This window comes from Kribbella pittospori, from assembly GCF_004331465.1.
Taxonomy (GTDB): Bacteria; Actinomycetota; Actinomycetes; order Propionibacteriales; family Kribbellaceae; genus Kribbella; species Kribbella pittospori.
The window spans coordinates 123979-150276 of the sequence record NZ_SJKB01000013.1; the positions used below are offsets into that span (position 1 = coordinate 123979).

The window sequence follows — 26298 nt, forward strand, 5'->3', positions numbered from 1 at the left end:
TGGCTGGCCGGTCTCTGGCGGACCGGCCAGCCTCAGGCTCTCAAGTCAGGTGCGAGACGGCGAGATGAGCAAGGGCCGCGGACTGGTGAGCCAGAACGTCGTCATCGAAGCGGACGATGCTCGAGTGGTTGGACGGAGCCTCGTCCTCGGAGACGTCGTCGGGGCGGGCGCCGAGCATGATGAACGTGCCGGGCACCTCGGCGAGGACCATCGAGAAGTCCTCGGCTCCCATCAACGGGTTCGCCAGTGGTTCGACCCGCTCTGGTCCGAGCAGGTCTGTGAGCTTGGTCTGCGTCTCCGCCGTACGTCCGGCGTGGTTGATCGTGACCGGGTACTGCCTGAGGAAGTTCGCGTCGACGGTGCAACCGTGGGCCGAGGCGATTGATTCGGCCAGCGCCGGTAGCTCGTGGGAGAGCTGATCGAGGCTCGCGTCGGAGAGCGTGCGCACGGTGGCGCCGAGCTTGGCCGAGTTGGGGATCACGTTGATCGCGACCCCGGCGGAGAGTTGCGTCACGGTGATGACGACCGGGTCGAACAGGTTCACGCGGCGCGTCACGTAGCTCTGCAACGCCAGCACGATCTCGGCGACGACCGGCACCGGGTCGATCGACTTCTCCGGCTGTGAACCGTGCCCGCCCTTGCCGTGCACGGTGATGTACAAGCGGTTCGAGCTGGCCATCATCGTGCCGGGCCGGGTCTGGAAGATCCCCTTGGCGGCCAGGGCCCACACGTGCACGGCGTACGCGGCGATTGGCTTCTCGCCGCTGGCGTTCAGCACGCCTTCCCGGATCATGTACCCGGCGCCGCCGAGTCCTTCTTCACCCGGCTGGAACATGAAGATGACGTTCCCGTGCAGCTCCTCGCGATGCGCACTGAGCAACTGCGCGGCACCCACGAGGCCGGCCGTGTGCAGGTCGTGGCCGCAGGCATGCATGTTGCCGTTCTCAGATGCGTAGTCCAGGCCGGTCTCCTCGATCACCGGCAACGCGTCCATGTCACCGCGGAGGAGGACTGTCGGGCCCGGGTGCCCACCTCGCAGTACGCCGACGACCGACGTCACCTCCCGCCCGGTCGTCACCTCCAACGGCAGCCCGGCGATGGCGTCGAGCACCAACCCCTGCGTCTTCGGCAACTCCAGCCCGACCTCAGGATTCCGATGCAACTCCCGCCGCAACTCGACAACTCCCGGCGCGATCCCCGCACTCTCCCGCACCAAATCCATCAGCCACTCCTCACAGGTAACCCAACCCCGGAGCCACCGTACCCGCCCCGCCCCTCCCCACCCCCACCAGCCAACCCACCCCGACACCAACCACCCGCAGCGCTCACCCCGGGTCCCGACCAGCAGCCAACCCACCTCGACAGCAGCCACCCGCAGCGCTCACCCCGGGTCCCGACCAGCAGCCAACCCACCTCGACAGCAACCACCCGCAGCGCTCACCCCGGGTCCCCACCACCAGCCAACCCACCCCAGCCCCAACCACTGCAGCGCTCACTCCACAGATCCCCACCACCGGCCAAACCGCCTCACCGCAACACCAATCGCTGGAGGCCAGGTCGGTGCGCCGGGGCCAGCCATCCACCCACCGCAAGGGCAGGATTGTTCGTGTGGGTTGGGCTGGGATTCTGCTTCACTACTTTGCATGGGGCTGGACAGTCGCATCGTGAGCGGGCCGATCGGGCCGCTCCTGCAGATCTGGTCTGCGGAGTGTGACAGTTCGACGCCGTTCAGTTCGCTCGCCTCGACCACCGCCGGGATCGGGTTCGCGCGGATCGGGGGCACCTGGGCAGTGCATCTGCGCGGTCCGGCGACCAAGGCGACGACCATGGTGTGCTCGCCCGACACGGAGTTCTTCGGAGTCGATTTCCGCCTCGGGGCGTACCTGCCGATGTTCCCGCCGGCCGGGCTCACCAACATGCGGGACGCCGTGCTGCCGACGCTCGCGGACGGCCGCATCCTGCTCGACGGCCAGGCCTGGGAGATGCCGACCGCACAGAACATCGACGTCTTCATCGACCGTCTCCAGCGGGCCGGCCTGATGGTCGTCGACCCCATGATCGAGGAGTTGCGGTACGGCGGCTCCGTCCGCATGGTCTCCAAGCGCACTGCCCAGAGCCGCTTCGTGCGCGCCGTCGGCCTTCCGTTGCGCACCTTGGAGTTGATCGAACGTGCTCGGCGAGCCGTCCGGTTGCTGCACGCGGGCAAGACGATCGCGGAGGTGACTGTGGAGGCGGGCTATTACGACCAGCCGCATCTGACCCGATCGCTTCGGCAGATGATTGGTCACACCCCGGCCGAGGTGGCGCGACGCAGTGTGGTCCTGGGGCTGTGAGTTGCTCGTCATCGACGGGTTCGCCCGGCTGCGTTTCCGTACAAGACGGGTCTGGTCCGAGTAGGTAGCCTCCGTCGCCATGAGACTCATCGAATCGACGTACATCTCGCTGGACGGCATGGTCTCCGGCGACGCTTTCTGGGGCGCGCAACAAGGGTTTCAAGGCGACGCGCACACCGAACACGCCGCGAAGGTGCTGAACTCTGCCAGTGCACTCCTGATGGGACGGGCGACCTACGACGTCTTCGCGATGTCCTGGCCCGAGCGTGACGGCGTGCTGGCCGACGTGATCAACCCCCTGCCGAAGTACGTCGCGTCGCGCACCCTGACCGACGCGTCCTGGAACACCGAGGTCCTGCAAGGCGACGCCGTCGAAGCCGTCGCCCAGCTGAAGGCGTCCGGTGAGGGCACGCTGCTCAAGTACGGCACCGGCTCGTTCAGTCGTGCGCTCGTCGAGGCAGGGCTGCTGGACGAGCTGCAGCTGTGGGTACACCCGTTCGTCGCCGGCTCCGGGGAAGGCTTGCTCTCCGGAATCACGACCACGCACCTGGACCTGTCCGCCGTCACCGAGGTCGGCAATGGCGTAGTCATCCTCACCTACACCCCGAAGGCCTAGGCACCGACTCAACTACACCCCGAAGCTCTAGGCACCAACGCTCGCGCAGGCGCTAGTCGGCAAGGCTCACCGACAAGCAGGCCTGTCTTGGTCGAGCCGGTGAAGGGTAGGCGTCGACGTGCAGAGGGACGAGCAGTCGGCGCCAGGACTACCGCTGAAGCCGCCGGGGCTACCGCTGAGGCTGCCGGGACTACGGCTGAGGCTGCCGGGTCTGCCGCTGAAGGCGCCGGGTCTACCGCTGAAGTTGTCGCGGTATGGCGGCCTGCCTTGGGATGGCCGCGATCTGGGGCGGTGGTAGAGCGGCCGGGGTCGGTGATGGAGGGGCGACGCCGGAGAAGGCCGATTGATGGGGTGATGGGACGGATCTCTCCGTGGCGTGGGGTAGCGAGGATGGGGTGAAGGTCAGGCGTTCGGGGGTTGATGAGGCGGGAGTGAGAGCACCCGGGGCCGGGGGCAGCCGGGGCAGGAGTTCGTGGGCGCAGGAGTCCGGTGAGTAGTGGGACTCGACTTTGTGGATCTCGTTGGTGAGGGCGTGGAGCATGGCCCTCGTGGTGGTGCGGGATCGGTCGGCCGCCAGACCGACGGGGGCGAGTTCGAAGGTGTCGAGGTGGGCGAAGCCTTGGCGGAGGATGGCTTCCAGGTGGTCGCGGGTGCTGGTGCCCGACGGTTCGAGGTCGGGGAGGCGGGTGGAGTTGTAGACGAGGGTGGTGAGGAGGGAGAACTGGCCCTCGGCGGTTTGCTGGTTGAGGGCTCGGAGGACCTCGCCGGGCTGGAGGTTGCTGCGGGTCTCCAGGTCGGCGGCGAGGCCGCGGACGGCGGGGACGAAGGCTGCGTAGTAGCCGCCACCCCGGGCGTCTTCGATGCCGGGGGCAACTTTGTCGACACCTAGGCGAGTCAGGTACTCGTTCAGGTGGTCCTGCGCCCAGGCTTCGGCGACGCCTTCCTCGAGTTGGCGGCTGCCGGGACGCATGAAGGCGCCCCGAGCCGCCTCCTGCGTCGCGCCTGCCGGACCGAGGAAGTGCGCGTGTTCGTGTAGCAACGTGGCGAGCGACTCGCGGTACCGGACGAGGTCTGGGAGCGGTTGCTCCTCACCCGCACGCGAGTACATCTGCCGCAGCGGATCGAGGATGCACTCGCTGTCCAGGTACAGCGTGCCGTCCCAGTGCGCGAGGCCGAGGACTTCACCGACTGTCTCGACCACCTGCCCGTTCCACGCAGTCTGACCGGCGCCGGACACCTCGACCGCCACCTGCCCACTGCGCGCCAGCAACTCATCCAACGAGCCCGGTGGCGCGGCAACTACGGAGGCCGTCATGGGCGGGAGGCCGTCGCCAGGCGGATCAGGGAATCCGCGGACCTCCGGAGGTTCGCTTGTTCGTGGGGGTTGTCAGTCGTGGACGCGAGACGGCGTAGCTCCGTGACGAGCCAGTCGGTCCGCGCCTGCCGCTCCGCCGGTGTCGAGCGGCTTGGTGCAGCAACGTCGGGCGGGTCGACGTTCAGTGGCGCGTAGGTCGGCTCCGCGTACGTCAGCTGAGTGTGGTCCGGATGGGTGTGGTGCGGCGGGGTGTGGCTGGCGTGCTCCATGGTTTGTCCTCCCGAGGTCTGATCTCGGCGGAGAACATATGGAGATTCGTACCTGTCCCAGCGGCGGACTTCTCAGCTGTGGATAACTCAGAAGAGCGTCGGAGGTTCGAGCTCGACAGGCTCGGGGAGGGGCGCAAGATCAGGGACGACAGCGCGGACGTCGCCGTAGAAGCGGCGGGCGAGGTTCAGGGCCTCCACGTTGTCGGGGGTGTGGAGGAAGATCGTGGGTGAGCGCCCTTCGCCCAGCCAGTTCACGACCAGGTCGACAAGGTAGGTCCAGCCCTCGATGGTTTCGGCGACCGAGTCGCGGCCGATGTAGCGGACGATCGGCCCAGCAGTCAGCGCCCGAGTACGCCGTACCACCCGTGGCTTCTTCATCCATGCGTCGCGCTCGGCGTAGCTGGTCGGCCGACGTCCGAAGAGCGTGACCGTGTCGAACGGGATCCACTCGGCGTCGGCTCGGGCGAGGACGCGTTCCAGGTTGGTGGCCGCGCCGCGGTCGTCGAAGAAGTCACGGTGGCGGACCTCTACGGCGTACCGGTAGTCACGGGGTGCCTGGTGCAGGAAGGCGGCGAGGGCGCCCAGGTCGGTGGGGGAGAACGAGGCCGGGAGCTGGATCCAGACCGCGTGGTTGCGAGGGCCGAGTGGCTCGATCGCGGTGAGGAAGTTGCGGAGTTCGGCGTCGACGTTGGTGAGGCGGCGTTCGTGGGTGATGAGTTGCGGGAGCTTCACCACGAAGCGGAAGTCGGGCGGCGTCTGTTCTGCCCAGCTCGCGACGGTGGACCGGGACGGTGTTGCGTAGAAGGTGGTGTTGCTCTCGACGGCGTTGCACCACGATGCGTACCACTCCAGCTTCGAGCGGGACGGTTGCGGCCATGCGGGATGCGTCCACTGCGCACACCCCACATGCAGACGCATGAGTTCAACCTATAGAACGGCCCGGAAGCCGGCTCTGCGGCCGGCTCCCGGGCCTGACGTGCTGCCCAGCAGATCCCCCGTGACGCGAGCCCACTGCACGGCGGTGCCTCAGCGGCCGGTTACACCACCGCTGGCGGGTCCGATCCGTCGTCTTCGCCGGCCGGTGCCGGCGAGGCATCCCGCCAGGGGACCCGACGTTGGCGGCGTACCAATTCGCCGGGCTGGTGGGGGTGCTTAGCGCTCGACCTCGCCGCGGATGAACTTCTCCACCAGGTCGCGGCAGACGTCGTCGGCGTACTGCTCCGGCGGCGACTTCATGAAGTACGACGACGCGGACAGGATCGGGCCGCCGATGCCGCGGTCCTTGGCGATCTTCACGGCGCGGATCGCGTCGATGATGATGCCGGCCGAGTTCGGCGAGTCCCAGACCTCGAGCTTGTACTCCAGCGACAGCGGTACGTCGCCGAAGTTGCGGCCCTCGAGCCGGATGAACGCCCACTTGCGGTCGTCCAGCCAGGCCACGTAGTCGGACGGGCCGATGTGCACGTTGCGGGCGTCGATCTCGTCGCGCAGCTGGGACGTGACGGACTGGGTCTTGCTGATCTTCTTGGACTCCAGCCGCTCGCGCTCGAGCATGTTCTTGAAGTCCATGTTGCCACCGACGTTCAGCTGGTAGGTCCGGTCGACGGTGACGCCGCGGTCCTCGAACAGCTTGGTCAGCACGCGGTGCGTGATGGTGGCGCCGATCTGCGACTTGATGTCGTCGCCGACGATCGGTACGCCGGCCGCGGTGAACTTGTCCGCCCACTCCTTGGTGCCGGCGATGAAGACCGGCAGCGCGTTGACGAACGCGACACCCGCGTCGATCGCGCACTGCGCGTAGAACTTGGCAGCCTGCTCCGATCCCACCGGCAGGTAGCAGACCAGTACGTCGACCTCCGCCTCGCGCAGCGCGGCGACCACGTCGACCGGCTCGGTCTCGGACTCGGTGATGGTCTCGCGGTAGTACTTGCCGAGGCCGTCCAGGGTGTGACCGCGCTGCACCGTGACGCCGGTCGGCGGCACGTCGCAGATCTTGATCGTGTTGTTCTCACTGGCGCCGATCGCGTCGGCGAGGTCCAGACCGACCTTCTTGCCGTCGACGTCGAAGGCGGCGACGAACTGCACGTCGCGGACGTGGTAGTCGCCGAACTGGACGTGCATCAGACCGGGCACGCGCTCGTCGGGCTTCGCGTCGCGGTAGTAGTGCACGCCCTGGACGAGCGAGCTGGCGCAGTTGCCGACACCGACGATCGCTACGCGGATCGAGGTCATCTGGAACTCCTTCAATTAGGCGGTTGGTGCAGGTCAGGGGGCCGCTGTTGCCGCCGCTCGCCGTCGATCAGCTCGTTCAGCCAGCGGACCTCGCGCTCGGCCGACTCCAGGCCGTGCCGTTGCAGCTCGAGGGTGTAGGCGTCGACTCGCTCCGCGGTCCGGGTCATCGCCGCCCGGAAGTTGGCCAGCCGCTCCTCCATCCGGGCCTTGCGGCCCTCGAGGATGCGCAACCGGGTGGCCGGATCGGTCCGGCCGAAGAACGAGAAGCGGACGCCGAACGTGTCGTCCTCCCAGGCCGACGGACCGGCATCGTGCATCGCGTGCGCGAAGTGGTCCTTGCCGTCGGCGGTGATCGTGTACACGATCTTCGGCCTGCGGCCCGTCCCCGGCGTACCGGGGTCGGCCGTGATCAGGCCGTTGCGGAGCATCGCCTTCAGACACGGGTAGAGCGACCCGAACGACAGCACGCGCCCCCAGCCGAACTGGGCGTTGACGCGCTTGCGGAGCTCGTAACCGTGCATCGGCGCTTCATGCAGCAGACCGAGTACGGCGAGTTCCAGGACCCCACTGCGGTTTCCCATGACCCACCTCCCACGGTCTAGTTTGTCATGACCTGATGTATCGGTTCGATACATCGCTTCGCCACTGTAAGCAGAGCCGAGGACTGTGGACAACTCCTGACAAAGCCGCCCTTTGTCAGCTTGATCACGCGGCACGCCGAGAAACCTGTTACGTCAGGCGCCGATCTGCGTTAATCGTGTGACACAGCGTCGTGGTTCAGGAGCGGAGGGTCATGGCCGACAGCCATGCGAAGCACGCGAAGCAGGACGTCGAGAGCGGTGCGGACGGCGGAGGCCCGCTGGCCCAGGTCGCGCTGCGGTTCACCGCCTTCACCGAGAGGTGGTTGCCGGACGCGTTCGGGTTCGTGCTGGTCGGCACCTTCGTGGTGCTGCTGTTCGGGCTGGTCACCGGTGAGCCGCTGCTCAAGCGCCCTGACGATCCGGCCGCGACCAAGGGCTTCGGCCTGGTCGACGCGTGGGGCCTCGGGTTCTGGAGCCTGATCACCTTCACGCTGCAGATGGTCATGATCATCCTCGGCGGGTACGCCGTGGCGACCAGTGGACCGGTCGCCCGCTTGATCGCTCGACTGGCCAGGATCCCGCAGACGCCGCGGACCGCGGTCGCGTTCGTCGCCGCAGTAGCCATGCTGGCGTCGTACCTGAACTGGGCGTTCAGCCTCGTCTTCGCCGCGATCCTGGCGCGTGAGGTGGCCCGCAACGTGCCGAAGGCGGACTACCGCGCGCTGGGCGCCATGGCGTTCCTCGGCCTCGGCACGGTGTGGGCGCAGGGGCTGTCCGGCTCGGCCGCGCTGCAGGTGGCCAGTGCGAGCAGCAGTCCGGCGCCGGTGCAGGAGGTCATCAAAGCGAGTGGTCACGCCAGCGGGCTGATCCCGCTCAGCGACACCATCTTCACCTGGCAGGCCGTGCTGGCGACCCTCCTGGTGTACGTCGTCGGCGTCGCGATGGCGTGGATCATCGCGCCGGGCGAGGACAACTCACGGACCGCCGAGCACCTCGGCATCGAACTGCGGCCACTCGTCGGCCGCGGATCGGCGTACAACGGTCAGCGGGAGGAGAACGAGACCCGCAGGCCGGGGGACTGGCTCGAGCACTCCCCGCTGTTCAGTCTGCTGATCGTGCTGCTCGGCGCGGTCTACCTGGTCCGCTACTTCAGCGGGAAGAACTTCTTCAGCGCGCTCGACCTCAACACCGTCAACCTGATCCTGTTCCTGCTCGCCCTGCTGCTGCACTGGCGGCCGTGGCGGATGGTCCGCGCGGTCCGCGACGGCGCGCCCGCGGCGGCAGGCGTCCTGCTGCAGTTCCCGCTGTACGGCGGGATCTTCGGGATGATCGCGTACACCGGCATCTCCGCGCGGCTGGCCGGATGGTTGGTGCAGGCAAGCAACCAGTTCCTGTTCCCGCCGCTGGTGGCGATCTACTCCTGCATCCTCGGCATCTTCGTGCCGAGTGGCGGGAGCAAGTGGGTGATCGAGGCGCCGTACGTGCTGCAGGCCGCCAACGAACTGAAGGTGGACGCCGGCTGGATGGTGGTGGTCTACGACCTCGGCGAGGCGAGCGCGAACCTGCTGCAGCCGTTCTGGATGCTGCCGACGCTGGCCATCCTCGGCCTGAAGGCGCGCGACATCATGGGCTACACGTTCACGATGTTCCTGGCCTGCTTCCCGGCGGCGCTGATCGCCGTGACCTTGCTCGCACCGCACGTCACCGGGTGAGCCGGGAGGAAATCGCTTGCTTGCGCCGGGAAAGATCTGGGTAAGGCCTGGCCCGGCGCGCGCCCGGGTGACCGCTCGGCTTGTTAGCATCCGGAGCGGATTCGGGGCCGTTACCACACCCACCGTAGTCTGTGGGGCAATGACTTCCGCGAGATCGTCGAGGATTGCACTGTGAGTGAAGCTCGTAGAAGGGCCGTCCCGGCCCGTAAGCCCAAGAGGCACTGGGCGCTCCGGGTCCTCGGCTGGCTGGCCGCACTCTTCTTCGTCGGCATCATCGGCGCCGTCGCCACCTTCTTCATCGTGTACCAGACGACGGACATCCCGGACCCCAACAAGGAGTTCGCGACCAACACGACGACGGTCACCTTCGCCGACGGCAAGCAGCCGCTCGGGTCCTTCTTCGAGCAGAACCGGCACTCGGTGCCGCTGTCACAGATCCCGAAGCACGTCCAGGACGCGGTCACCGCGGCCGAGGACCGCACCTTCTGGACCAACCCCGGCATCTCGCCGTCGGGTATGGTCCGCGCGGCGTGGAACATCGCCCGCGGCGAGCAGTTGCAGGGTGGCTCGACGATCACCCAGCAGTACGTGAAGGTCATGTACCTGACCCAGGAGCGGACCGTCTCCCGGAAGTTCCAGGAGCTGTTCATCGCGACCAAGCTGAGCCGGTCGCAGGACAAGAGCAAGACCCTCGAGGGCTATCTCAACACCGTCTACTTCGGCGAGGGTGCGTACGGCATCTCGGCGGCGGGCGACGCCTACTTCCAGACGCCGGACCCGCGCAAGCTGACCGTGCCGCAGGCCGCCTTCCTGGCCACGGTGCTGAACAACCCGACCTTGTTCGACATCGACGACCCGGACCCGCGCACCAGGAAGCGGATCGTCGAGCGCTACCACTACGTGCTCGACGGGATGCGGCAGAACGGGACGATCACCCAGGCGCAGGCGACGGCGTACGGCAAGGCGCTGCCGAAGATCAACAAGAAGCCGAAGAACGACCGCTACAAGGGCCCGAACGGCTTCCTGCTCGACATGGCGCGCAAGGAACTGCAGCGGCTGGGTTTCGACGAGGACCAGATCAGCGGCGGCGGTCTGAAGGTGACCACCACCTTCGACCTCAAGGCGCAGAACCAGATCGTCCTCGCCGGGACGAAGGAGCTGCCGAAGAAGCGCAACGGCCTGCACGTCGGCATGGCCTCGGTCCGCCCGGGCACCGGCGAGCTGGTCGCGATGTACGGCGGCCCCGACTACCTGAAGAGTCAGTTGAACTGGGCAACCAGACCGGCCCGGCCCGGATCCGGGTTCAAGCCCTTCGCGCTCGCTGCCGCGCTGAAGGACGGTACGTCGGTCTGGGACATCTTCCAGGGCGACAGCCCGATCGAGATCCAGGGCCAGAAGCTGAACAACGAGTTCGACGAGGACTACGGCGACGTCACCCTGCTCAAGGCGACCGAGCAGTCGATCAACACCGCCTTCTACGACCTGGTCGACAACAAGATGGAGAACGGTCCGGCGAAGCTCGTCGACGCGGCCGAGGCGGCCGGCATCCCGAAGACCAAGGCGCTCGAGATCGGCCGGAACAACCCCTCCACGGTCCTCGGCCCGGACCCGTACGCCTCGCCGGTCGACATGGCCAACGCCTACGCGACGTTCGCCGCCGACGGCATGTACGCGCCGGTGCACACGATCAAGCAGGTGGCCGGTCCGGACGGCAAGGTGCTGTGGAGCGAGAAGAGCCTGGACAAGAAGAAGGTCCGGAAGTTCGACGAGAACGTCGCCCGGATGGTCAACTACGCCCTGCAGGACGTGGTCGAGAAGGGCACCGGTGAGGACGCCAAGGAGCTGGACCGCCCGGTCGCAGGCAAGACCGGTACGGCCGGTGGTGTGGCGGTCGAGCACCGCAAGGCCAACGCCGCGTGCGACGGCTGCAAGGACGGCGAGGACACCCTGACGTCCTGGTGGACCGGGTACACGCCCCAACTGTCCACGTCGGTGCTGTACCGCGCCGGCGCGTCCGGTGAGGGCGACCTTGACCCGTACTCCAGCGACGACGCGTTCTTCGGTGGCGGCTGGCCGCTGAAGACCTGGCTGGCGTTCATGGACCCGGCACTGGCCGGTCAGCCGGACGAGGGCTTCCAGGAGCCCGACGAGGACGAACTCAAGGACAGCCCGACGCCGACGATCACGCCGTCGAGGACTCCGACCAGCACGCCACCGGCGCCGCCGACGAACACTCCGCCGGCACCGCCGACCAAGACGCCGAAGAGCACCCCGACGAACACCCCGACCGACAAGCCGACGAAGAAGCCCACCCGGACACCTCCGGGCTGGCCGTTCCCGACAGGCACGCCCAACACGCCGGACGCACCCGGCGGCGGCCAGTAGCCGGCCCCGTGTTCGAGCGGACGGCCGGCGACGATGGCAAGCCCGGCCGGGCTCGGCGGGCCCGGGCCGACGGGGTTGGCTTGTCGCGTTGGCTGCCGACCGCGATGGGCCGGGAGGTGCTCGGGTGGTGGCTGGTTACCCGGGCAGCGCTGTTCATGCTGTCGGTGTCCGCGCCGCTGCTGTTCAACCGCGGCACCGACTACCCGAACGTCTGGCGAGCCTGGCTGCAGTGGGACGTCTGGCACCTGAAGGCGGTCGCGGAGTTCGGCTACAACAACGGTGAGCCGTCCGGCGCGCCGTTGGCCGCGTTCTTCCCCGGGTTCCCGCTATTGGTCCGGATCGTCAGTTGGACCGGGATCGGCTACGTTGCCGCCGGCATCGTCGTGTCCGCGGTCGCCAGTGCTGTCGCGGGCGTGTACCTGGCGCGACTGGCGCAGTACGAGTTTCCTGAGCTGAAGGGCCTCGGCCCGTACGCGGCGATGATCTGGTACGGCGCTCCGGTCGGTGTGTTCCTGGCCGCCGGGTACACCGAGGCCTTGTTCTGCGCGTTCGCGTTCCCCGCCTGGCTGGCGGCACGACAGGGCCGGTGGGCACGGGCGGCGATCTTCGTCGCGCTGGCCTCGACCGTGCGGGTGTCCGGCATCTTCCTGGCGTTCGCCCTCGTGGTCGAGTTCGTCACCTCGAAGAAACGGGAGTGGCTGTCGCTCCCGTGGCTGGCCCTGCCGGCCGTCCCGGTGCTCGCCTTCATGGCGTACCTGAAGCAGATCCACGGTTCCTGGTTCGCCTGGCAGGAGGCGCAGGAGAAGGGCTGGGCGCGCGAGTTCACCTGGCCGTGGACCTCGCTGATCCACACGATCGAGGCCGCGACCAAGGGCCACTTCTCCGCCGACCGCAGCGACTGGACCTGGATGTTCCGGGCCGAGCTGGTCGCGCTCGTCGTCGGCCTGCTGCTGCTCGCCTGGCTGATCCGGCGCCGCTCCTGGGGTGAGGCCGCCTGGGTCGCCGCCACGGTCGGCGCGTTCTGTACGTCGTTCTGGATCTACTCGCTCACCCGGGCGACGCTGCTCTGGTGGCCGCTGTGGATCGGCCTGGCGGTCATGAGCCGGCGCAGACTCTGGCTCGGCCGCCTCTACCTGGCCCTCGCCATACCCCTGGCCGCGATCTGGGCGGCCGCCTTCTTCACCGGCCGCTGGACCGGCTGACGAGGCTCGTTCACGCCTGAACCGTCCGGCATGTGGACAGTTTGCGGGGGAGGCAACCCCTGAGCGGGCTTGGACGTCGTTAGGTGTGAAGGGGTGGCAGTCCGGGCGGGGACCGCCACCCCTCTCAAATGTTCCGGCGGAACCTTTCAGGGGCAGGCTCCGCCGAGAATCGTCCAGCGTGGGCGGCGGCCGGTCAGGCTGCCGCCCATACTGCTGCCGGGCGGCATGCAACCGCCGCCAGTGGTCGGCCAGTAGTCCAGGGTGGAGATCGCCGACGACTGAGGGGGCCGGACCGTGATGGATCGGGACGCCGAGTTCCTGGAGTACGCAGCAGCGCACCGCGGCCGGATGCTGCGGACCGCCCGGCTGCTGACGTCGGGGGACGCGTACTGGGCCGAGGACCTGGTCCAGGTCGCCCTGACCAAGCTCTACGTGCACTGGACGAAGGTACGGCGAGAGGACGGCGCGGCCCGGTACGCGGACCGGATCCTGGTGAACGCGTTCCTGGACGAACGGCGCCGGCTCTGGCGCCACCGGGAGGGCAGCACCGACCACCTGCAGGATCCGGACCCGGCACCCGGCCCGGACCAGGCGGAGCGGCTGACCGTACTGCAGGCGCTCGCCAAGCTCCCGCGCCGCCAGCACGCCGTGGTGGTACTGCGGTACTTCCGCGACCTGGACGTCCAGGCGACCGCCGACCTGATGGGCTGCTCGACCGGCACCGTCAAGTCCCAGACCTCGCACGCCCTCACGAAGCTGCGCGATCTCCTCCGCGACCCACTGGAGACCTTGGAGAGCCTGCGATGACCGATCTCAAGGATCTGCTCGACGATGCCGCCGGCGCCGAGCCCGGTGTCACCGACGCTGACCTGTCCGCCGACCTCAACCGCGGCCGCCGCGCGCTGCGTCGCCGCCGAGCCACCGGCATCGCGGGTGGTGCCGTCGCCACCGCACTGGTGATCGGTGTCGGCTGGTCGCTGCTGCCTTCGGGTACGGCGACGGACGGCTCACCCGAACCCGCCGGACCGACCACCGCCGCAGCCCCTACGCCGACTCCGATGCCGTCGCGGTCCCCGGGCCAAGTCATCGGTGGACTCCCCAGCGATCACCGGCCGCCTGCACCTGTGCCGTCCACCCCGGTGGCGCTCGTGGCCAACACCAAGGCGTTCCCCGGGCCGATCACCTGCGGCCTGATCCCGCAGGGCTGGGCGGTCAAGCTGGTCGGGACCAAGCAGAACGGCGATCCCTCACAGCAGGACCTGACCGATCCGAACCTGCAGAACCCCGAGCAGTACCACGCGGAGAGCCGGTACATGCGGATCCGCGCCTCCCAACTGATGGACGAGGGCGAGGGCCTCACCGCGGACAAGTACTCGACTCCGTGGACCGACCTGCCGAAGGTCCGTGCGGGCAAGAACGAGGCGGTCATCACGCCCGGCAACAGCCGCAACGGTCGCCGCGAACTGTTCGTCCGCCAGGGCAAGAGCATCCGCGTCGTGGTCGTCAGCAACAGCGCGTACAACCTGGGCTGGGACCAGGCGACGCTGCTGCGGTTCGCCGGTTCCTGCCACTACAAGAAGTGACAGGAACCGGCGAACTCGATCAGCCGTAGTTGCGGTCGATCGACTGCGACGGAGTCGGGCTCGGCTTCGTCTCGGCGGCCCGCTTGTCACTCGGGTGCGTGCCGGCCTCGACGCCCTTCAGCGTCCCGAGCAGTTCGACCTCCGACAGCGTGACACCGGCGGCGCCCGCCGCTGGTGTCAGCACCAGCCGGTACTGCGTGTAGGCCTTCGGTGAGGCGATGCTGAAGGCCCGGGTGGACGACGGCCAGGGCCACGTCTGCCCGGTACGCCGGTCCACCGCGGACCACGTCGTACCGTCGTTGGACCCTTCCAGCACCCAGGCGGACGGAGCCGCTCCGGTGGCACCGCTGGTCAGCGTGTACATCCCGACCGGACGGCCCTGCGGGAGCGCCACCGTGATCGTCGGGGTCGCGCCGGTCAGCGTGACCTGGGTCTTGGAGTCGTTGTCGGTCAGCGCGGTCACGTCCGCGTCGCCGGCCCCGATCACCGCACCCTCGTCCTCGGTGGAGTCCCGCCACGTGCTCGGGTCCTCGCCCGGGGTGGTGATCGACGGCGGGGCGTCGTTGCGGCCGGTGCCCCACCGCGACGGCTGGTCGCTCATCTCGAACTCGATCTTGCCGCCGTTCGCGATCAGGTCGTGCGGCAAAGCGGTCGACGTCCACTTCTTGCCGTTGACCTTCACGCTCTTCACGTAGATGTTCTTGGCGCTGTTGTCCGGCGCGCTGATCGTCAGCTTCTTGCCGCCGGCCAGCCGCACCGTCGCCTTGGTGAACAGCGGCGACCCGATCGCGTACGTCGGCGAGCCGACCTGCAACGGGTAGAACCCGAGCATGCTGAACAGGTACCACGACGACATCTCGCCGTTGTCCTCGTCACCCGGGTACCCCTGCCCGATCTCGGACCCGAGGTACAGCCGCGACAGCACCTCGCGCACCTTCTCCTGTGTCTTCCACGGCTGACCCGCGACGTCGTACATGTAGGTGATGTGGTGCGACGGCTGGTTGCTGTGGCCGTACTGTCCCATCCGTACGTCGCGCGCCTCGAGCATCTCGTGGATCGTGCCGCCGTACCCGCCGGTGTGCAGCGCGTCCTCCGGCGTACTGAAGAACTCGTCGAGCTTCTTCGCCAGGCCGTCGCGGCCGCCGTACAGGGCGGCCAGGCCGGCGCCGTCCTGCGGGGTCGAGAACGCCATGTTCCACGCGTTCGTCTCGGTGTAGTCGTGACCCCAGTCGCGCGGGTCGAAGGTGCTCGGCGAGCTGCCCCAGACACCGTCCGGGCCCTTGCCCTGGAAGAAGCCGAGCGCCGGGTCGAACAGCGTGACGTAGTTGCGGGCCCGGTTCAGGAAGTACTTGTAGTTGTCCAGGTACTCCTGCTTGCGCGGGTCGTTCTTCTTCGCCTTGTCGTACAGCGCCTTCGACATGTTCGCGATACCGAAGTCGTTGATGTAGCCGTCCATCGACCAGCTGAAGCCCTCACCGGTGGTGTTGGCCGTGTAGCCGTTGAACGTCGCGAGGTCCATGCCCTTGCGGCCGACGTTCTGCGACGGCGGTACGGCGGTCGCGTTCTTGACAGCCGCGTCGTACGCCGCCTGGACGTCGATCCCCTTGATGCCCTTCAGGTAGGCGTCCGCGAAGGCGACGTCGGAGCTCGTGCCGACCATCAGGTTCGCGTAGCCCGGGGACGACCAGCGGGAGATCCAGCCGCCGTCCTTGTACTGCTGGACGAACCCGTTCACCAGGTCGGCCGCGTCGTCCTGGGAGAGCAGCGAGTACGCCGGCCAGACGGTGCGGTAGGTGTCCCAGAAGCCGTTGTTCACGTACGTCTGCCCGGCCACGATCTTCGATCCGGTCGTGGTCGGGGTGTCCGTACCCACCTTCGGCGAGGTCGGCGAGGCGTAGGTGATGACCGGCTGCGACGCCGTACCGGTGTTCTCCGAGCCGTTGTTCGGGTAGAGGAACAGGCGGTAGAGGTTCGAGTACAGAGTGGTCAGCTGGTCGGCCGTCGCGCCCTCGACCTCGATGGTGCGCAGTTTGGCGTCCCACAGTTCCTGTGCGGTGTCCTTGACCTTGCTGAACTTCGCATCGGCGGGCAGTTCGAGCTCGAGGTTCTTCTTCGCCTGGGCCGTGCCGATCAGCGAGGTCGCCATCCGCAGCCCGACCTGCGTCACCTTCGGGCCGAACGAGAAGTAGCCACCGACGGCCGCGCCGCCACCGTCCGACAGCTTGCCGGAGGCAACCACCTCCTGGTCGACCATGCCGTACACGAACAACCGGCCGGCGCCGGTCGACAGTCCGCTCTTGATGTCGCTGAACCCGGTCACCACACCGGTCTCCGGGTCGAGCGTCAGGCCGCCGCTGTTGTTGACGTTGTCGAAGATCAGCGACGCCTTGCCGGCCGGGAAGCTGAACCGCAGCATCGCGGCGTGATCGGTCGGCGCGATCTCGGCCGCGTTGCCGTTGTCGAACGTGACGCCGTAGTAGTACGGCCGGGCCACCTCGTTGTCGTGGCTGAACGACCAGGCCCGCGCCTTCCGGTCCGCGGTCGGGGTCGCGGCCGTCGACGGCATCACCTGGAACGTCTGCCGGTCACCCATCCACGGGCTGGGCTCGTGGCTGATCGACAGCGCCTGCATCGTCGGCTTGTTGTCCTCGTTGTTGCCCTTGGCATAGTCGTACAGCCAGGACGTCGAGCCGGCGTTCGTCACCGGCGTCCAGAAGTTGAAGCCGTGCGGTACGGCGGTCGCCGGGAAGTTGTTGCCCCGCGAGAAGCCACCGGTCGCGTTGGTGCCGCGGGTGGTGAGTGCGAGGTCCGACGGGTGCTTGGACGCGGTCTTCTGCGCCGCGGTGTCGGGGTTGATCGCCTGCGCGATCCGCAGGTCGTCGACCCAGCCGCGGAACTCGGCCGGTCCGGACGGCTTGTCGTAGCCGATCAGGATCCGCTGGATCGTCTTGCCGTTCGCCACAATGCCGAGGTCCGCCTCGACGTTGTTCCACTGGTTCGTGGACAGGCCCTTGGCGTCGCCCTGCCCGCGCGGGCTGAGCTCGAAGCCGTGGTGGTCCTTCGCCTTGAGATCACTGAGGTACGTGCCGTCCGAGAACGCCAGGTCGATCGCGGCGTACGTGCTCGGGTAGCTGAGGTCGCCTTCGGTGTGCTCGGGGAAGATCTTGTACGAGAGCCGGGTGTCCTTGCCGACCTTCAGATCGACGTCGGCGATCTTGTTCCAGGTGTAGCCACGGCCCTCAGCGGTCTGGTGGCCGGCGTACCGGAACGATTTGACGCCGGTGAAGCCGACCCGGGCGCGGGCGTTGTAGGCACTGGTCGGGCCGGAGTCCAGCCGTGACTCGGCGACCGGGCCGGGTGGCGGCAGCGGCGCGCCGTTGGACAGGTACCAGTCGGCCAGTTGGACGATGTTCTCGCCGTGGTTCAGCGTGACGTCCAGCTTGAAGAACTTGTACGCCGTCTCGTTCGTGAAGCTGTACTCCTTGGTCTGGAACCGGGTCTCGAAGCTCTCGCCCGTCCGGGTGTCCAGGGTCGTCCACGTCGTTCCGTCGTTCGAACCGGACATGGTCCAGTTCTGCGGGTCGCGGCCGTCGGCGTCGTTGGCCGAAGTCAGCGCGTACTTGCGGATCACCACCGGGACCGAGGTCTCGTAGACCAGCCAGCCGGTCGGCTCGAACACCAGCCACTTGGTGAACTTGTCACCGTCGGCCACGTTGGTGGCGATCTCGCCGCCGCCGGTGTTCTCGCCGTTCGCGGTCACCTTCGTGACCTTGTCCATCTCGCTACCGCCGATCCCGGTCGGCGTCGGCCCGCGGACCCCGTCGGTCCGCGGCTTCCCGTCCGGCCCGGTCTCGACCGCATCGGTGTACCCAGGCTGCGGCTGACCCGGTTCGAACGAGGTGAAGAAAGAGGATCCGGTCACCACCGGCTGATCCTGCACGGTGCCGGCTGCCGGTGGACCGGCATGCGCTGACGTCATGGCAGACGACATTGTCACAACTAGCCCGAGAGACGCGACGAGCCCCAGAGGGCGGCGGAGATCCATCTACGCTCCTTGCACGGCCGGACCGGCGCGGCAGCCCAAGCTGCCCGCCAGTGGAGTACGCGGCCCCGATGACAAGGTTGTCAGCCCGCGCCCGGGGCGATCCTGCCCATCATGATCACCCGCGGTCAAGGGTTCGTCGCGCACTGTTCGCCCGTGTCTCGGGTTTGGTCGGTCGGCGGTAGGTTGAGGGCATGGATGAGCGTGTGCTGGTTACCGGGGCGGCCGGGTTTATTGGGCGGGCCGTGGTGGCGGCGTTGCGGGGGCGGGGGGTGGCGGTTACTGCTGTGGATCGGGAGCCGCCGGACTCGTCGTGGGACGACGGGGTGCACGTGGTGACCGGGGATCTGGCGGAGCAGGAGACGTGTGTTGCGGCGTTCGAGACACGGCCTACCGCGGTGGTGCATCTGGCGGCGTTGACGTCCGTGTTGCGGTCGGTGGATGCGCCGATGCAGACGTTCGCTCAGAACGTGACGATCACGCAGGTGTTGCTGGAGCTGTCCCGGGGTAGCGGGGTGGACCGGTTCGTGTTGGCGTCGACCAACGCGGTGGTGGGGGACGTCGGTACGTCGACGATCACGGCGGACTTGCCGTTGCGGCCGTTGACGCCGTACGGGGCGACGAAGGCGGCGTGCGAGATGTTGCTGTCGGCGTACTCGGGGAGTTACGGGATGGCGACCGCGGCGCTGCGGTTCACGAATGTCTACGGGCCGGGGATGTCGCACAAGGACAGTTTCGTGCCGCGGATGATGCGGGCGGCGCTGTCGGGGACGGGCGTGCGGGTGTACGGCGACGGGCAGCAGCGGCGGGATCTGGTGTTCATCGACGACGTGGTCAGCGGGATCCTGCTGGCGCTGGACAGCAAGTACGACGGGCGCGCGATCATCGGATCAGGTCGGTCGGTGTCGGTGCTCGAGCTGATCGAGACGGTGCGGACGGTGACTGGCTGCCCGGTGCCGGCTGAGCACATCGAGGCGCCGGCGGGGGAGATGCCCGCTGTGGTTGTCGACATCACCAATGACCTTGGGTACGCGCCGACGGTGTCCTTGAAAGACGGGCTCGCCCGCACATGGCAGTACTTCTCCAACCAGTGATCAATCAACTGCGCCGCCCCCTCGCTTCGCTCGGGGGCGGGCGAGAGACATTGAGGAAGCACTGGCTGCTGGTCGCGCTGCTGGTGCTGGGGGCCGCGCTCCGGGTGCTGGCGACGGTCGCGTACCAGCCGGCGATCTTGTACGTCGACTCGGTGCGCTACCTCGACGACATGCACAGCCTGAAGCCGGATCAGCTCAACCCGATCGGCTACTCGCTCTTCCTGAAGCCGTTGACAGCGCTCGGCGGCGTCACCTTCGTGGTGATCCTGCAGCATGTGATCGGCCTCGCCCTCGGTGTCGCGATCTACGCACTGTGCCGCCGCCTCGGCGTCTATCGCTGGCTCTCCGCACTGGCGGCCGCACCGCTGTTGCTGGACGCGTACCAGGTCCAGATCGAGCAGAACATCATGGCCGAGACGCTGTTCGACGTACTGCTCGTCGGTCTGCTCTGGCTGCTGCTCGGCTGGGGTGCCCCCGGCTGGAAGCGTGCGGCCGCCGCTGGGCTGATCCTCGGTGCCGCGTTCGTACTGCGCACCATCGGCATCACTCTGCTCGTTGCCGTCGTCATCTACCTCGTCGTGGTCGGCTCCGCCTGGCGGACCAGTTGGCGCAGGGTGCTCGGCCGGAGCGCAGCGGTCACCGCTGTGTTCGCGGTCGTGCTCGGCGGCTACGCGACGTACTTCCACTCGCAAACCGGCCGGTGGGGCTTTTCCGGCGCCGAGAACCAGGTGCTGTACGGCCGGACCGCCGTCGTCGCCAACTGCGCGAAGCTGCCGCTGAACGATGGCACCCGCCTGTTCTGCCCCAAGGAACCGCTCGGGCACCGGCTGGGCGTCGACAACTACGCCCACGACCACTACGGCGACCCGAACTGGCCCGGACCGCTGCCTCCCGGTACGACGAAGCAGCAGCTGGCCACCGACTTCAGCATGCTGGTCATCCGGCACCAGCCGGCCGACGTGGCGTGGGCTGCGCTGAAGGACTTCTTCAAGGGGTTCGCGCCCACGCGCACCACCTCGCCGGACGACGTGCCGCTCGACCGCTGGCAGTTCCAGCTCACCTATCCGAACCTCAGCGACCCCAACACCGCCAAGGCCGCGGTGAAGTGGGGCGGCACTGAGCCGCACGTGAACACCGGGCCGGCCAAGGTACTGCGCGCCTACCAGCTGCACGGCGGTTACACCCCGGGCCTGCTGCTCGGTATCGCCGGACTGATCGCGTTCGCTGCGGCGTTCGGACTCGGCCGAGCGAGGACATCACGGCTCCGGTCGGCCGCACTGCTGCCAGTCGCGGCCGCAGTGATCCTGCTGCTCGGGTCGGCGGCGTTCGAGTTCTCCTGGCGGTACCAGCTGCCTGGTCTGGTCCTGTTCCCATTCGCTGGTGCGCTCGGGCTCACCGCCCTGCTCGGCCGGAGTCAGCAGCGCGCGCCGCTCGCGCAGTACCCGGACAAGGTCGACTCGGCCGCGCTGGATGACCTCCGTGAACGGCACGGTGACCCGGCGTTCGCTCCGCTCGTCGTGGTGATTGCCGCGTACAACGAAGCAGGCGGCATCGGTCCGGTCCTGGAGCACATGCCCAAGACCTGCGCCGGCCTCCCAGTCGACGTACTGGTCGTGGTCGACGGCGCGGAGGACAACACCGCCGAGATCGCGGCCGAGCACGGTGCGTACGTCTGCGTCGCGCCGGTCAACCGTGGTCAGGGTGCTGCACTGCGGCTCGGTTATCAGATCGCGGCGCAGGGCGGAGCGCAGTACGTCGCGACGACGGATGGCGACGGGCAGTACGACAACGACGAGCTGCCGGTGCTGCTCGCGCCGATCCTGGAGGGCCGGGCCGACTTCGTCACCGGCTCCCGGCGACTCGGTCAGGAGGACGCGGACAGTCGCCTGCGCTGGGTCGGTGTGCGCGTGTTCGCCGTACTGGCGTCGATCCTGACTCGGCGGAAGCTGACCGATACCTCGTTCGGGTTCCGGGCGATGCGGGCGGCGCTCGCGTGCTCGGTGACGCTGAGGGAGCCGCAGTACCAGTCGTCCGAGTTGCTGCTCGGTGTGCTGGCCGGCGGCGCCCGGGTGGTCGAGCTGCCGATGACGATGCGCCGCCGTGGCGACGGGAACAGCAAGAAGGGCCCGGGCCTGGTGTACGGCGCGAACTACGCCCGCGTCATGACTGGGACGTGGTGGCGGGAGTACGTACTGCGGCGGCTTCCGGCTTGGCGAACACGAACCGGTCGAACAGCACGAACTTCAGGGTGATGATTGCGTACGGCAACAGCTCACAGGTGCGGTCGGCAGCCTCATCCTGGCACTCGGGCCACGCCGAGCACTGTCTGTCCGAACGGGACCGGGACCACTGACTCCACCGCCCGCGTCACCGGTACGACGAAGCGGTCGTAGATCGAGACCAATCGCGGGTTCGGCTTGGTGCTCCCGCCCCGACGAACCGCTGCCCACCAAGCGATCCCGCCGAGCAGGTTCACCGGCTTGGCCAGCTCAACCCGCAGTCCGGCCCGCTCGAACGCATCGCGCAGCGTGGCCGGCGTGTACCGGCGGAAATGGCCGACCCGGCGGTCGAATTCGCCGTACAGCTGCTGGTAGCCGGGCACCCACAGCACGATCGTGCCGCCGGGGATCACCAGTCTGGACAGCGATTTCAGCGCCGCGGCGTCGTCCTCGATGTGCTCCAGCACGTTGATCGCAACGATCGAGTCAACCGGCTTGCCTACCGAAAGCTCGCCACCCAGCGCCAGTTGGCGCGCCTCCACCTCCGGCCGGTCGGCGAACCGCTCAGCCAGCAACTCGACCGCATCCGGGTCCGCATCGGTGAGCACCAACCGGTCCAGACCGGTGAACTGGGAAGCGAACTCGCCTAGCCCGGCGCCCACCTCCAGGACCGTGCGCCCGCAGTGCGGCGCGATCAGGTCGTACTGGTAGCGGCGGTACCGCGGCTGGTCGGCGCCGCCCTGCTCGAGGTCGCGTCCGGTCGCGTCGCTGAAGGCTCCGGTATGTTCCCGCATCTTGGCAATTGTGCCCTCTCCCCGCGAGGCTGTGCCGGCCGGGACGAATTGCCAGCAAATTCTCAGCCGCCGAAGTGGAACTGATCACGTTAGGTTTGGTTCACGCCGGGATAGGAACAGGTACAACGGCAACTTTTCTCTCTACTGCGAAGGCGGAACCCCTCGTGCGCGTACTGGTCCTCGGTGGTGATGGTTACCTTGGGTGGCCGACCGCGCTCCACCTGTCCGATCGTGGTCATGACATCGCTGTACTCGACAACTTCGCCCGCCGGGGCTACGACACCGAGCTGGGAGTGCAGAGCCTGGTGCCGATCCAGGATCTGGACGCCCGGGTCGCCGCCTGGGAGGAGGTGTCCGGAAAGCGGCTCACTTCGTACGTCGGTGACCTGCTCGACGCGGACTTCGTCTACCGGGTGCTGAGCGAGTTCGAGCCGGACGCGATCGTCCACTTCGCCGAGCAGCGGGCGGCGCCGTACTCCATGATCGACCGGGCACACGCGGTCTACACCCAGCACAACAACGTGGTCGGCACGCTGAACCTGATGTACGCCATCGCCGAGACGAACCCGGACATCCACCTGGTCAAGCTCGGCACGATGGGTGAGTACGGAACGCCGAACATCGACATCGAGGAAGGCTGGCTGGAGGTCGAGCACAACGGGCGCAAGGACCGGATGCTCTACCCGAAGAAGCCGGGCTCCTTCTACCACCTGAGCAAGGTGCACGACTCGCACAACCTCGAGTTCGGCTGCCGGATCTGGGGCCTGCGCGTCACCGACCTCAACCAAGGCGTCGTCTACGGGCAGCAGACCGACCAGACCGTGCAGGACGCGCGGCTGGCGACGCGGTTCGACTACGACGCCGTGTTCGGCACCGTGCTCAACCGGTTTGTCATCCAGGCCGTGCTCGGCGAGCCGCTGACCGTCTACGGCACCGGCGGCCAGACCCGTGGCCTGCTGGACATCCGGGACACGGTCGAGTGCATCCGGCTCGCGGTCGAGAACCCGGCGGATGCCGGCGAGTTCCGGGTCTTCAACCAGATGACCGAGAGCTACTCGGTCGCGCAGATTGCGGAGAAGGTCGCGGAGTGCTTCCCCGGCCCGGTCCAGGTGGAGCACCTGGAGAACCCGCGGGTCGAGCTGGCCGAGCACTACTACAACGTCAAGCACACCGGACTGGTCGGCCTCGGCCTGCAGCCGCACCTGCTGTCGGAGACGCTGATCGAGTCGATGTTCGACATCGTCTCCGCCAACAAGGACCGCGTCGACGCGGCTGCCCTACTACCGACCGTCCGCTGGCGCGGACATCTCAAGGCCTAGACGAAGAAGCAGAAGATGTGGCCGACCGGGTCGGCGTACACGCGCACGTCGGGCTGCGGCTGGAACTCCATCAGCCGCGCCCCGGCGTCGATCGCGCGCCGGTGCGCCGTCTCCAGGTCGTCCACCTTGAAGTCCAGGTGCAGCTGCATCTGCTGCTGCTCGCGAGAGCTCGGCCAGGTCGGCGGCCGGTACGTCGGCTCGCCCTGGAACGACAGCTTCGTCACTCCCTGCGGGCCGATCGCGGTCGCCCAGCCCTCCTCGTCGTCGCCGAGCTCCCAACCGAGCAGCCGGCAGTAGAAGCGGGCCAGCTCCTGCGGGTCCGGCGCGTCGAGTACAACACCCATCAACGGAATCTTCTCGTTCATCCATCGCAGGTTAGGCGCGCCCACCGACAAGCAACGTCGGGATCGCGGCCAGGAAGCGGTCCCGGGCCCCTCGATCAGCCTGTTCGGCGAGCCACGCGCCGGCGTCGTCCTGCGTGATCAACGCCTCCTTCACCGCCGCGGCCGCCGCCATCTCCAGCTGAGGCGCCATCACCGAGTGATCCGTCACCACCTCGGTCCGTACGACGACCTCGACGTCCTGGAATCCGGCATCGAGAAGCAGATCCCGGAGACTGCGGGCCGCCCGCGGAGCCACCGAGCGTGACTCGAGGCCGAGCAGTACGACGTCAGTCAGATCCTGGTCGGCGCTGTCGATCAGCAGGAAGCCGTAGTCCTGCCCGCCGAGCACGATCCGTCCGCCCGGCCGGACGACCCGTCGCGCCTCCGCCACGGTCGGATTCGGGTCCTCGAGCAGATGGAACAGCCGTACCGCGCGATAGCCGTCCATCGACTCGTTCTCCAGCGGCAGATCATCGGACCGTGCCACGTGAAACATCGCACCGGGCACACGGGTCCGGGCGGCGTCGATCGCCTCGGGATCCGCGTCCAGGCCGGTCACCTTGAGGCCCTTCTTGGCCAACTCGCTGACCGCATGCCCGGCGCCACAACCCACATCGACGCAGGTCGCGCCCCGCTTCAGGCCCAGCAGCCGGTACGACTCCGCCCGGAGCTCCGCTGCTCCGGCCCGTTCCTCGATCCGCTCCAGAAAGCTCATGACCTTACGCTGCAACTTCAGGTCCACCTGAAGTCAAGCCGCCGGAGGTTGTCACACATCCGGGGGAATCTGCGTCAGGCTGGGTGGCGGGACCGTCCCGTCGATGTCGCAAGGCAGGAGCAGGGTCGTGAAGTTCGCGAAGACCATCGTGTACGTCGAGGACGCCAAGGCGTCGATCGAGTTCTTCGAGCGTGCGTTCGGGTGGAAGGGGACCTACTGGGACCAGGGGGCGGGAGAGGTGGACGCCGGCGACACCAAGATCGTCTTCGCCACCTACACAGTCGGCCAGAGCCACCTGACCGACGTCGGCGCGCCCGGCGCAGTCGGCTTCGAGCTCGGGCTGACCAGTGAGGACGTCGAGGGCGACTTCCAGCGAGCCGTCGACGCCGGCGCCGAGCCGCTGAAGGCACCGGAGAAGTCTCCGTGGGGGCAGGTCACGTCGTACCTGCGCTGCCCCGACGGCACCGTCATCGACCTGGCCTCGCCGGCCTAGGCCGTTTCTAGTCCATCGACACCTTGTCGAAGCTGGTGGTGGTGAAGCGGACGTCGACACCGACCGTGTCGCCGACCGCGGGCGGCGCCACCGACGAGGGCAGGAAGAGCATGCTCGCCTGCATATGCGGCGGCTCGGCGAACCAGCGCTGCTTGCCCTCGATCGTGAACGGCGACAGCGCCATACCGGCCGCGTCCAGGCTGCCCTTCGCCATCGCGATCGCCCGCTGGCGGACACTGGCCGCCGCGGTGGGAGCCTCCAGGCCGACACCGTGCGCGGTCCCGCCCGACACCACCAGGATGTGGCCGTCACCGCTCACCCGGCGCTGCCGGTAGCCGACCCGTTCGCCCCGGCGGACCGAGTGCACATCTAGTACGGTCGCCCGCACGGTCAGCGCGCCGCGGTCACCCAGCCAGAGGGCGGTGCCCATCCGCAGCTTGACGTTCTCGCCGATGTCGGCCAGCTTCTGCACCGGTACGTGCGACACCCACAGCGTCCCGCGCCGGACCGCCTCGGCCGCCTTGCCCAGCTCCTGCGCTTCCCTGAGGTTGGCCGACGTACCGCCGGCGCCCATCGGGAAGTGCAGCGACCAGCCCTCGAACCGGATCCGGTCGAGTGCGTTCAGCAGCATCGTGTGCCGCAGTTCGCGGGCGCCGATGCCGTGCCGGCGCATCGAGGTCTGTACTTCTATCAGCACGCGGCTGCCGGCCGGGATCGACACCAGGTCGGCCAGCCGGCTGACGGTGTGGATCACGTTCTTGCTCTGCGGCACCTCGTGGAACGGTCGCCACGGCGACAGGACGACGATGTCCTCCCGCGGGTCCGCCGGCACCTCGAAGTAGGTACCGACCGCGACCGTCCGGGCTCCGAGGGCGCGCGACTCGGCGATCAGCCGGGGGTTGCCGAATCCGTACCCGTTGCCCTTGGCGACCGGGACGATGTCGGGGTTCCACGTGGAACGCAGGTGTTCGCGCCATCGATCGGAATCGACGTGCAGGACTAGGGGCATGG

22 protein-coding genes are annotated in these 26298 nt (G+C 68.0%); 11 read left to right on the top strand and 11 right to left on the bottom strand.

What is annotated here, in order from left to right:
• Positions 1-40: 40 nt before the first annotated feature.
• A complete protein-coding gene (locus E0H73_RS34045; RefSeq protein WP_131363372.1) occupies positions 41-1222 on the bottom strand; it encodes a M20 metallopeptidase family protein in 1182 nt (393 codons plus the stop codon).
• 421 nt (positions 1223-1643) lie between these two features.
• On the opposite strand from E0H73_RS34045, the gene E0H73_RS34050 reads away from it, so the two are divergent.
• On the top strand, positions 1644-2333 hold the full coding sequence (locus E0H73_RS34050; RefSeq protein WP_131363374.1) for a helix-turn-helix domain-containing protein: 690 nt from the start codon (positions 1644-1646) through the stop codon (positions 2331-2333).
• Between the two features lie 79 nt (positions 2334-2412).
• Entirely contained in the window at positions 2413-2949 is a 537-nt protein-coding gene (locus tag E0H73_RS34055) for a dihydrofolate reductase family protein (RefSeq protein ID WP_131363376.1), read from the top strand.
• Positions 2950-3181: 232 nt separating this feature from the next.
• Here E0H73_RS34055 and E0H73_RS34060 read toward each other — a convergent pair whose 3' ends face one another.
• The 5 genes from E0H73_RS34060 to E0H73_RS34080 all read right to left on the bottom strand — a co-directional run bounded on the left by E0H73_RS34060 (position 3182) and on the right by E0H73_RS34080 (position 7346).
• Complete coding sequence (locus E0H73_RS34060; protein ID WP_131363378.1) at positions 3182-4264, bottom strand: RodZ family helix-turn-helix domain-containing protein; 1083 nt, start codon at positions 4262-4264, stop codon at positions 3182-3184.
• Entirely contained in the window at positions 4261-4533 is a 273-nt protein-coding gene (locus tag E0H73_RS34065; RefSeq protein ID WP_131363380.1) for a hypothetical protein, read from the bottom strand. Before E0H73_RS34065 ends, E0H73_RS34060 begins: the two co-directional genes overlap by 4 nt.
• Before the next feature lie 87 nt (positions 4534-4620).
• Positions 4621-5451 (bottom strand): DUF72 domain-containing protein, encoded by an 831-nt coding sequence (locus E0H73_RS34070; RefSeq protein ID WP_131363382.1) that lies wholly within the window; start codon positions 5449-5451, stop codon positions 4621-4623.
• 234 nt (positions 5452-5685) lie between these two features.
• The gene (locus tag E0H73_RS34075) at positions 5686-6765 is read right to left on the bottom strand and encodes an inositol-3-phosphate synthase (protein WP_131363384.1); all 1080 of its coding nucleotides are present in this window, start codon (positions 6763-6765) and stop codon (positions 5686-5688) included.
• Positions 6766-6776: 11 nt separating this feature from the next.
• On the bottom strand, positions 6777-7346 hold the full coding sequence (locus E0H73_RS34080) for a PadR family transcriptional regulator (protein WP_131363387.1): 570 nt from the start codon (positions 7344-7346) through the stop codon (positions 6777-6779).
• Positions 7347-7558: 212 nt separating this feature from the next.
• On the opposite strand from E0H73_RS34080, the gene E0H73_RS34085 reads away from it, so the two are divergent.
• From E0H73_RS34085 to E0H73_RS34105, 5 genes are all read left to right on the top strand, one after another.
• Positions 7559-9058: a short-chain fatty acid transporter gene (locus E0H73_RS34085; RefSeq protein WP_131363389.1), complete on the top strand. Its 1500-nt coding sequence runs from the start codon at positions 7559-7561 to the stop codon at positions 9056-9058.
• Positions 9059-9229: 171 nt separating this feature from the next.
• Positions 9230-11443, top strand: a complete 2214-nt coding sequence (locus E0H73_RS34090; RefSeq protein WP_131363391.1) for a transglycosylase domain-containing protein — start codon at positions 9230-9232, stop codon at positions 11441-11443.
• An 8-nt stretch (positions 11444-11451) separates the two neighbouring features.
• The gene (locus tag E0H73_RS34095) at positions 11452-12645 is read left to right on the top strand and encodes a mannosyltransferase family protein (protein ID WP_238164449.1); all 1194 of its coding nucleotides are present in this window, start codon (positions 11452-11454) and stop codon (positions 12643-12645) included.
• 297 nt (positions 12646-12942) lie between these two features.
• Positions 12943-13452, top strand: a complete 510-nt coding sequence (locus tag E0H73_RS34100) for a SigE family RNA polymerase sigma factor (protein ID WP_131363527.1) — start codon at positions 12943-12945, stop codon at positions 13450-13452.
• The gene (locus E0H73_RS34105; protein WP_131363393.1) at positions 13449-14228 is read left to right on the top strand and encodes a hypothetical protein; all 780 of its coding nucleotides are present in this window, start codon (positions 13449-13451) and stop codon (positions 14226-14228) included. Before E0H73_RS34100 ends, E0H73_RS34105 begins: the two co-directional genes overlap by 4 nt.
• A gap of 19 nt (positions 14229-14247) precedes the next feature.
• On the opposite strand, the gene E0H73_RS34110 is transcribed toward E0H73_RS34105, so the two are convergent.
• Positions 14248-18207, bottom strand: a complete 3960-nt coding sequence (locus E0H73_RS34110; RefSeq protein WP_238164450.1) for a GH92 family glycosyl hydrolase — start codon at positions 18205-18207, stop codon at positions 14248-14250.
• 257 nt (positions 18208-18464) lie between these two features.
• Between E0H73_RS34110 and E0H73_RS34115 the strand changes: the two genes are divergently transcribed.
• Positions 18465-19364, top strand: coding sequence for an NAD-dependent epimerase/dehydratase family protein (locus E0H73_RS34115; protein ID WP_131363397.1), 900 nt, complete (start codon positions 18465-18467; stop codon positions 19362-19364).
• Between the two features lie 50 nt (positions 19365-19414).
• The gene (locus E0H73_RS34120; protein ID WP_238164451.1) at positions 19415-21616 is read left to right on the top strand and encodes a glycosyltransferase family 2 protein; all 2202 of its coding nucleotides are present in this window, start codon (positions 19415-19417) and stop codon (positions 21614-21616) included.
• 41 nt (positions 21617-21657) lie between these two features.
• On the opposite strand, the gene E0H73_RS34125 is transcribed toward E0H73_RS34120, so the two are convergent.
• Positions 21658-22377 (bottom strand): class I SAM-dependent methyltransferase, encoded by a 720-nt coding sequence (locus tag E0H73_RS34125; RefSeq protein WP_131363401.1) that lies wholly within the window; start codon positions 22375-22377, stop codon positions 21658-21660.
• A 164-nt stretch (positions 22378-22541) separates the two neighbouring features.
• Between E0H73_RS34125 and E0H73_RS34130 the strand changes: the two genes are divergently transcribed.
• Complete coding sequence (locus E0H73_RS34130; RefSeq protein ID WP_131363403.1) at positions 22542-23696, top strand: NAD-dependent epimerase/dehydratase family protein; 1155 nt, start codon at positions 22542-22544, stop codon at positions 23694-23696.
• On the opposite strand, the gene E0H73_RS34135 is transcribed toward E0H73_RS34130, so the two are convergent.
• Together E0H73_RS34135 and E0H73_RS34140 are read right to left on the bottom strand one after the other, a co-directional pair.
• Positions 23693-24061 carry a VOC family protein gene (locus E0H73_RS34135; protein WP_131363405.1) on the bottom strand — a complete coding sequence of 123 codons (369 nt, stop codon included), beginning with the start codon at positions 24059-24061 and terminating at the stop codon, positions 23693-23695. The genes E0H73_RS34130 and E0H73_RS34135 overlap by 4 nt on opposite strands.
• 10 nt (positions 24062-24071) lie before the next feature.
• On the bottom strand, positions 24072-24794 hold the full coding sequence (locus E0H73_RS34140) for a methyltransferase domain-containing protein (protein ID WP_131363407.1): 723 nt from the start codon (positions 24792-24794) through the stop codon (positions 24072-24074).
• A 127-nt stretch (positions 24795-24921) separates the two neighbouring features.
• Here E0H73_RS34140 and E0H73_RS34145 point away from each other — a divergent pair, with 127 nt between their 5' ends.
• Positions 24922-25287, top strand: a complete 366-nt coding sequence (locus E0H73_RS34145; RefSeq protein WP_202867689.1) for a VOC family protein — start codon at positions 24922-24924, stop codon at positions 25285-25287.
• 7 nt (positions 25288-25294) lie between these two features.
• Here the strand turns inward: E0H73_RS34145 and E0H73_RS34150 are convergent, their stop codons facing one another.
• Positions 25295-26296: an alanine racemase gene (locus E0H73_RS34150; RefSeq protein WP_131363411.1), complete on the bottom strand. Its 1002-nt coding sequence runs from the start codon at positions 26294-26296 to the stop codon at positions 25295-25297.
• Between the last annotated feature and the right edge of the window lie 2 nt (positions 26297-26298).

What these genes read in the sequence shown, in the direction of transcription:
- E0H73_RS34045 (WP_131363372.1), bottom strand. Translation starts at nt 1,222, where the DNA reads ATGGATTTGGTGCGGGAGAGTGCGGGGATCGCGCCGGGAGTTGTCGAG.
- E0H73_RS34050 (WP_131363374.1), top strand. Translation starts at nt 1,644, where the DNA reads ATGGGGCTGGACAGTCGCATCGTGAGCGGGCCGATCGGGCCGCTCCTG.
- E0H73_RS34055 (WP_131363376.1), top strand. Translation starts at nt 2,413, where the DNA reads ATGAGACTCATCGAATCGACGTACATCTCGCTGGACGGCATGGTCTCC.
- E0H73_RS34060 (WP_131363378.1), bottom strand. Translation starts at nt 4,264, where the DNA reads ATGACGGCCTCCGTAGTTGCCGCGCCACCGGGCTCGTTGGATGAGTTG.
- E0H73_RS34065 (WP_131363380.1), bottom strand. Translation starts at nt 4,533, where the DNA reads ATGGAGCACGCCAGCCACACCCCGCCGCACCACACCCATCCGGACCAC.
- E0H73_RS34070 (WP_131363382.1), bottom strand. Translation starts at nt 5,451, where the DNA reads ATGCGTCTGCATGTGGGGTGTGCGCAGTGGACGCATCCCGCATGGCCG.
- E0H73_RS34075 (WP_131363384.1), bottom strand. Translation starts at nt 6,765, where the DNA reads ATGACCTCGATCCGCGTAGCGATCGTCGGTGTCGGCAACTGCGCCAGC.
- E0H73_RS34080 (WP_131363387.1), bottom strand. Translation starts at nt 7,346, where the DNA reads ATGGGAAACCGCAGTGGGGTCCTGGAACTCGCCGTACTCGGTCTGCTG.
- E0H73_RS34085 (WP_131363389.1), top strand. Translation starts at nt 7,559, where the DNA reads ATGGCCGACAGCCATGCGAAGCACGCGAAGCAGGACGTCGAGAGCGGT.
- E0H73_RS34100 (WP_131363527.1), top strand. Translation starts at nt 12,943, where the DNA reads ATGGATCGGGACGCCGAGTTCCTGGAGTACGCAGCAGCGCACCGCGGC.
- E0H73_RS34105 (WP_131363393.1), top strand. Translation starts at nt 13,449, where the DNA reads ATGACCGATCTCAAGGATCTGCTCGACGATGCCGCCGGCGCCGAGCCC.
- E0H73_RS34110 (WP_238164450.1), bottom strand. Translation starts at nt 18,207, where the DNA reads ATGACGTCAGCGCATGCCGGTCCACCGGCAGCCGGCACCGTGCAGGAT.
- E0H73_RS34115 (WP_131363397.1), top strand. Translation starts at nt 18,465, where the DNA reads ATGGATGAGCGTGTGCTGGTTACCGGGGCGGCCGGGTTTATTGGGCGG.
- E0H73_RS34125 (WP_131363401.1), bottom strand. Translation starts at nt 22,377, where the DNA reads ATGCGGGAACATACCGGAGCCTTCAGCGACGCGACCGGACGCGACCTC.
- E0H73_RS34135 (WP_131363405.1), bottom strand. Translation starts at nt 24,061, where the DNA reads ATGAACGAGAAGATTCCGTTGATGGGTGTTGTACTCGACGCGCCGGAC.
- E0H73_RS34140 (WP_131363407.1), bottom strand. Translation starts at nt 24,794, where the DNA reads ATGAGCTTTCTGGAGCGGATCGAGGAACGGGCCGGAGCAGCGGAGCTC.
- E0H73_RS34150 (WP_131363411.1), bottom strand. Translation starts at nt 26,296, where the DNA reads ATGCCCCTAGTCCTGCACGTCGATTCCGATCGATGGCGCGAACACCTG.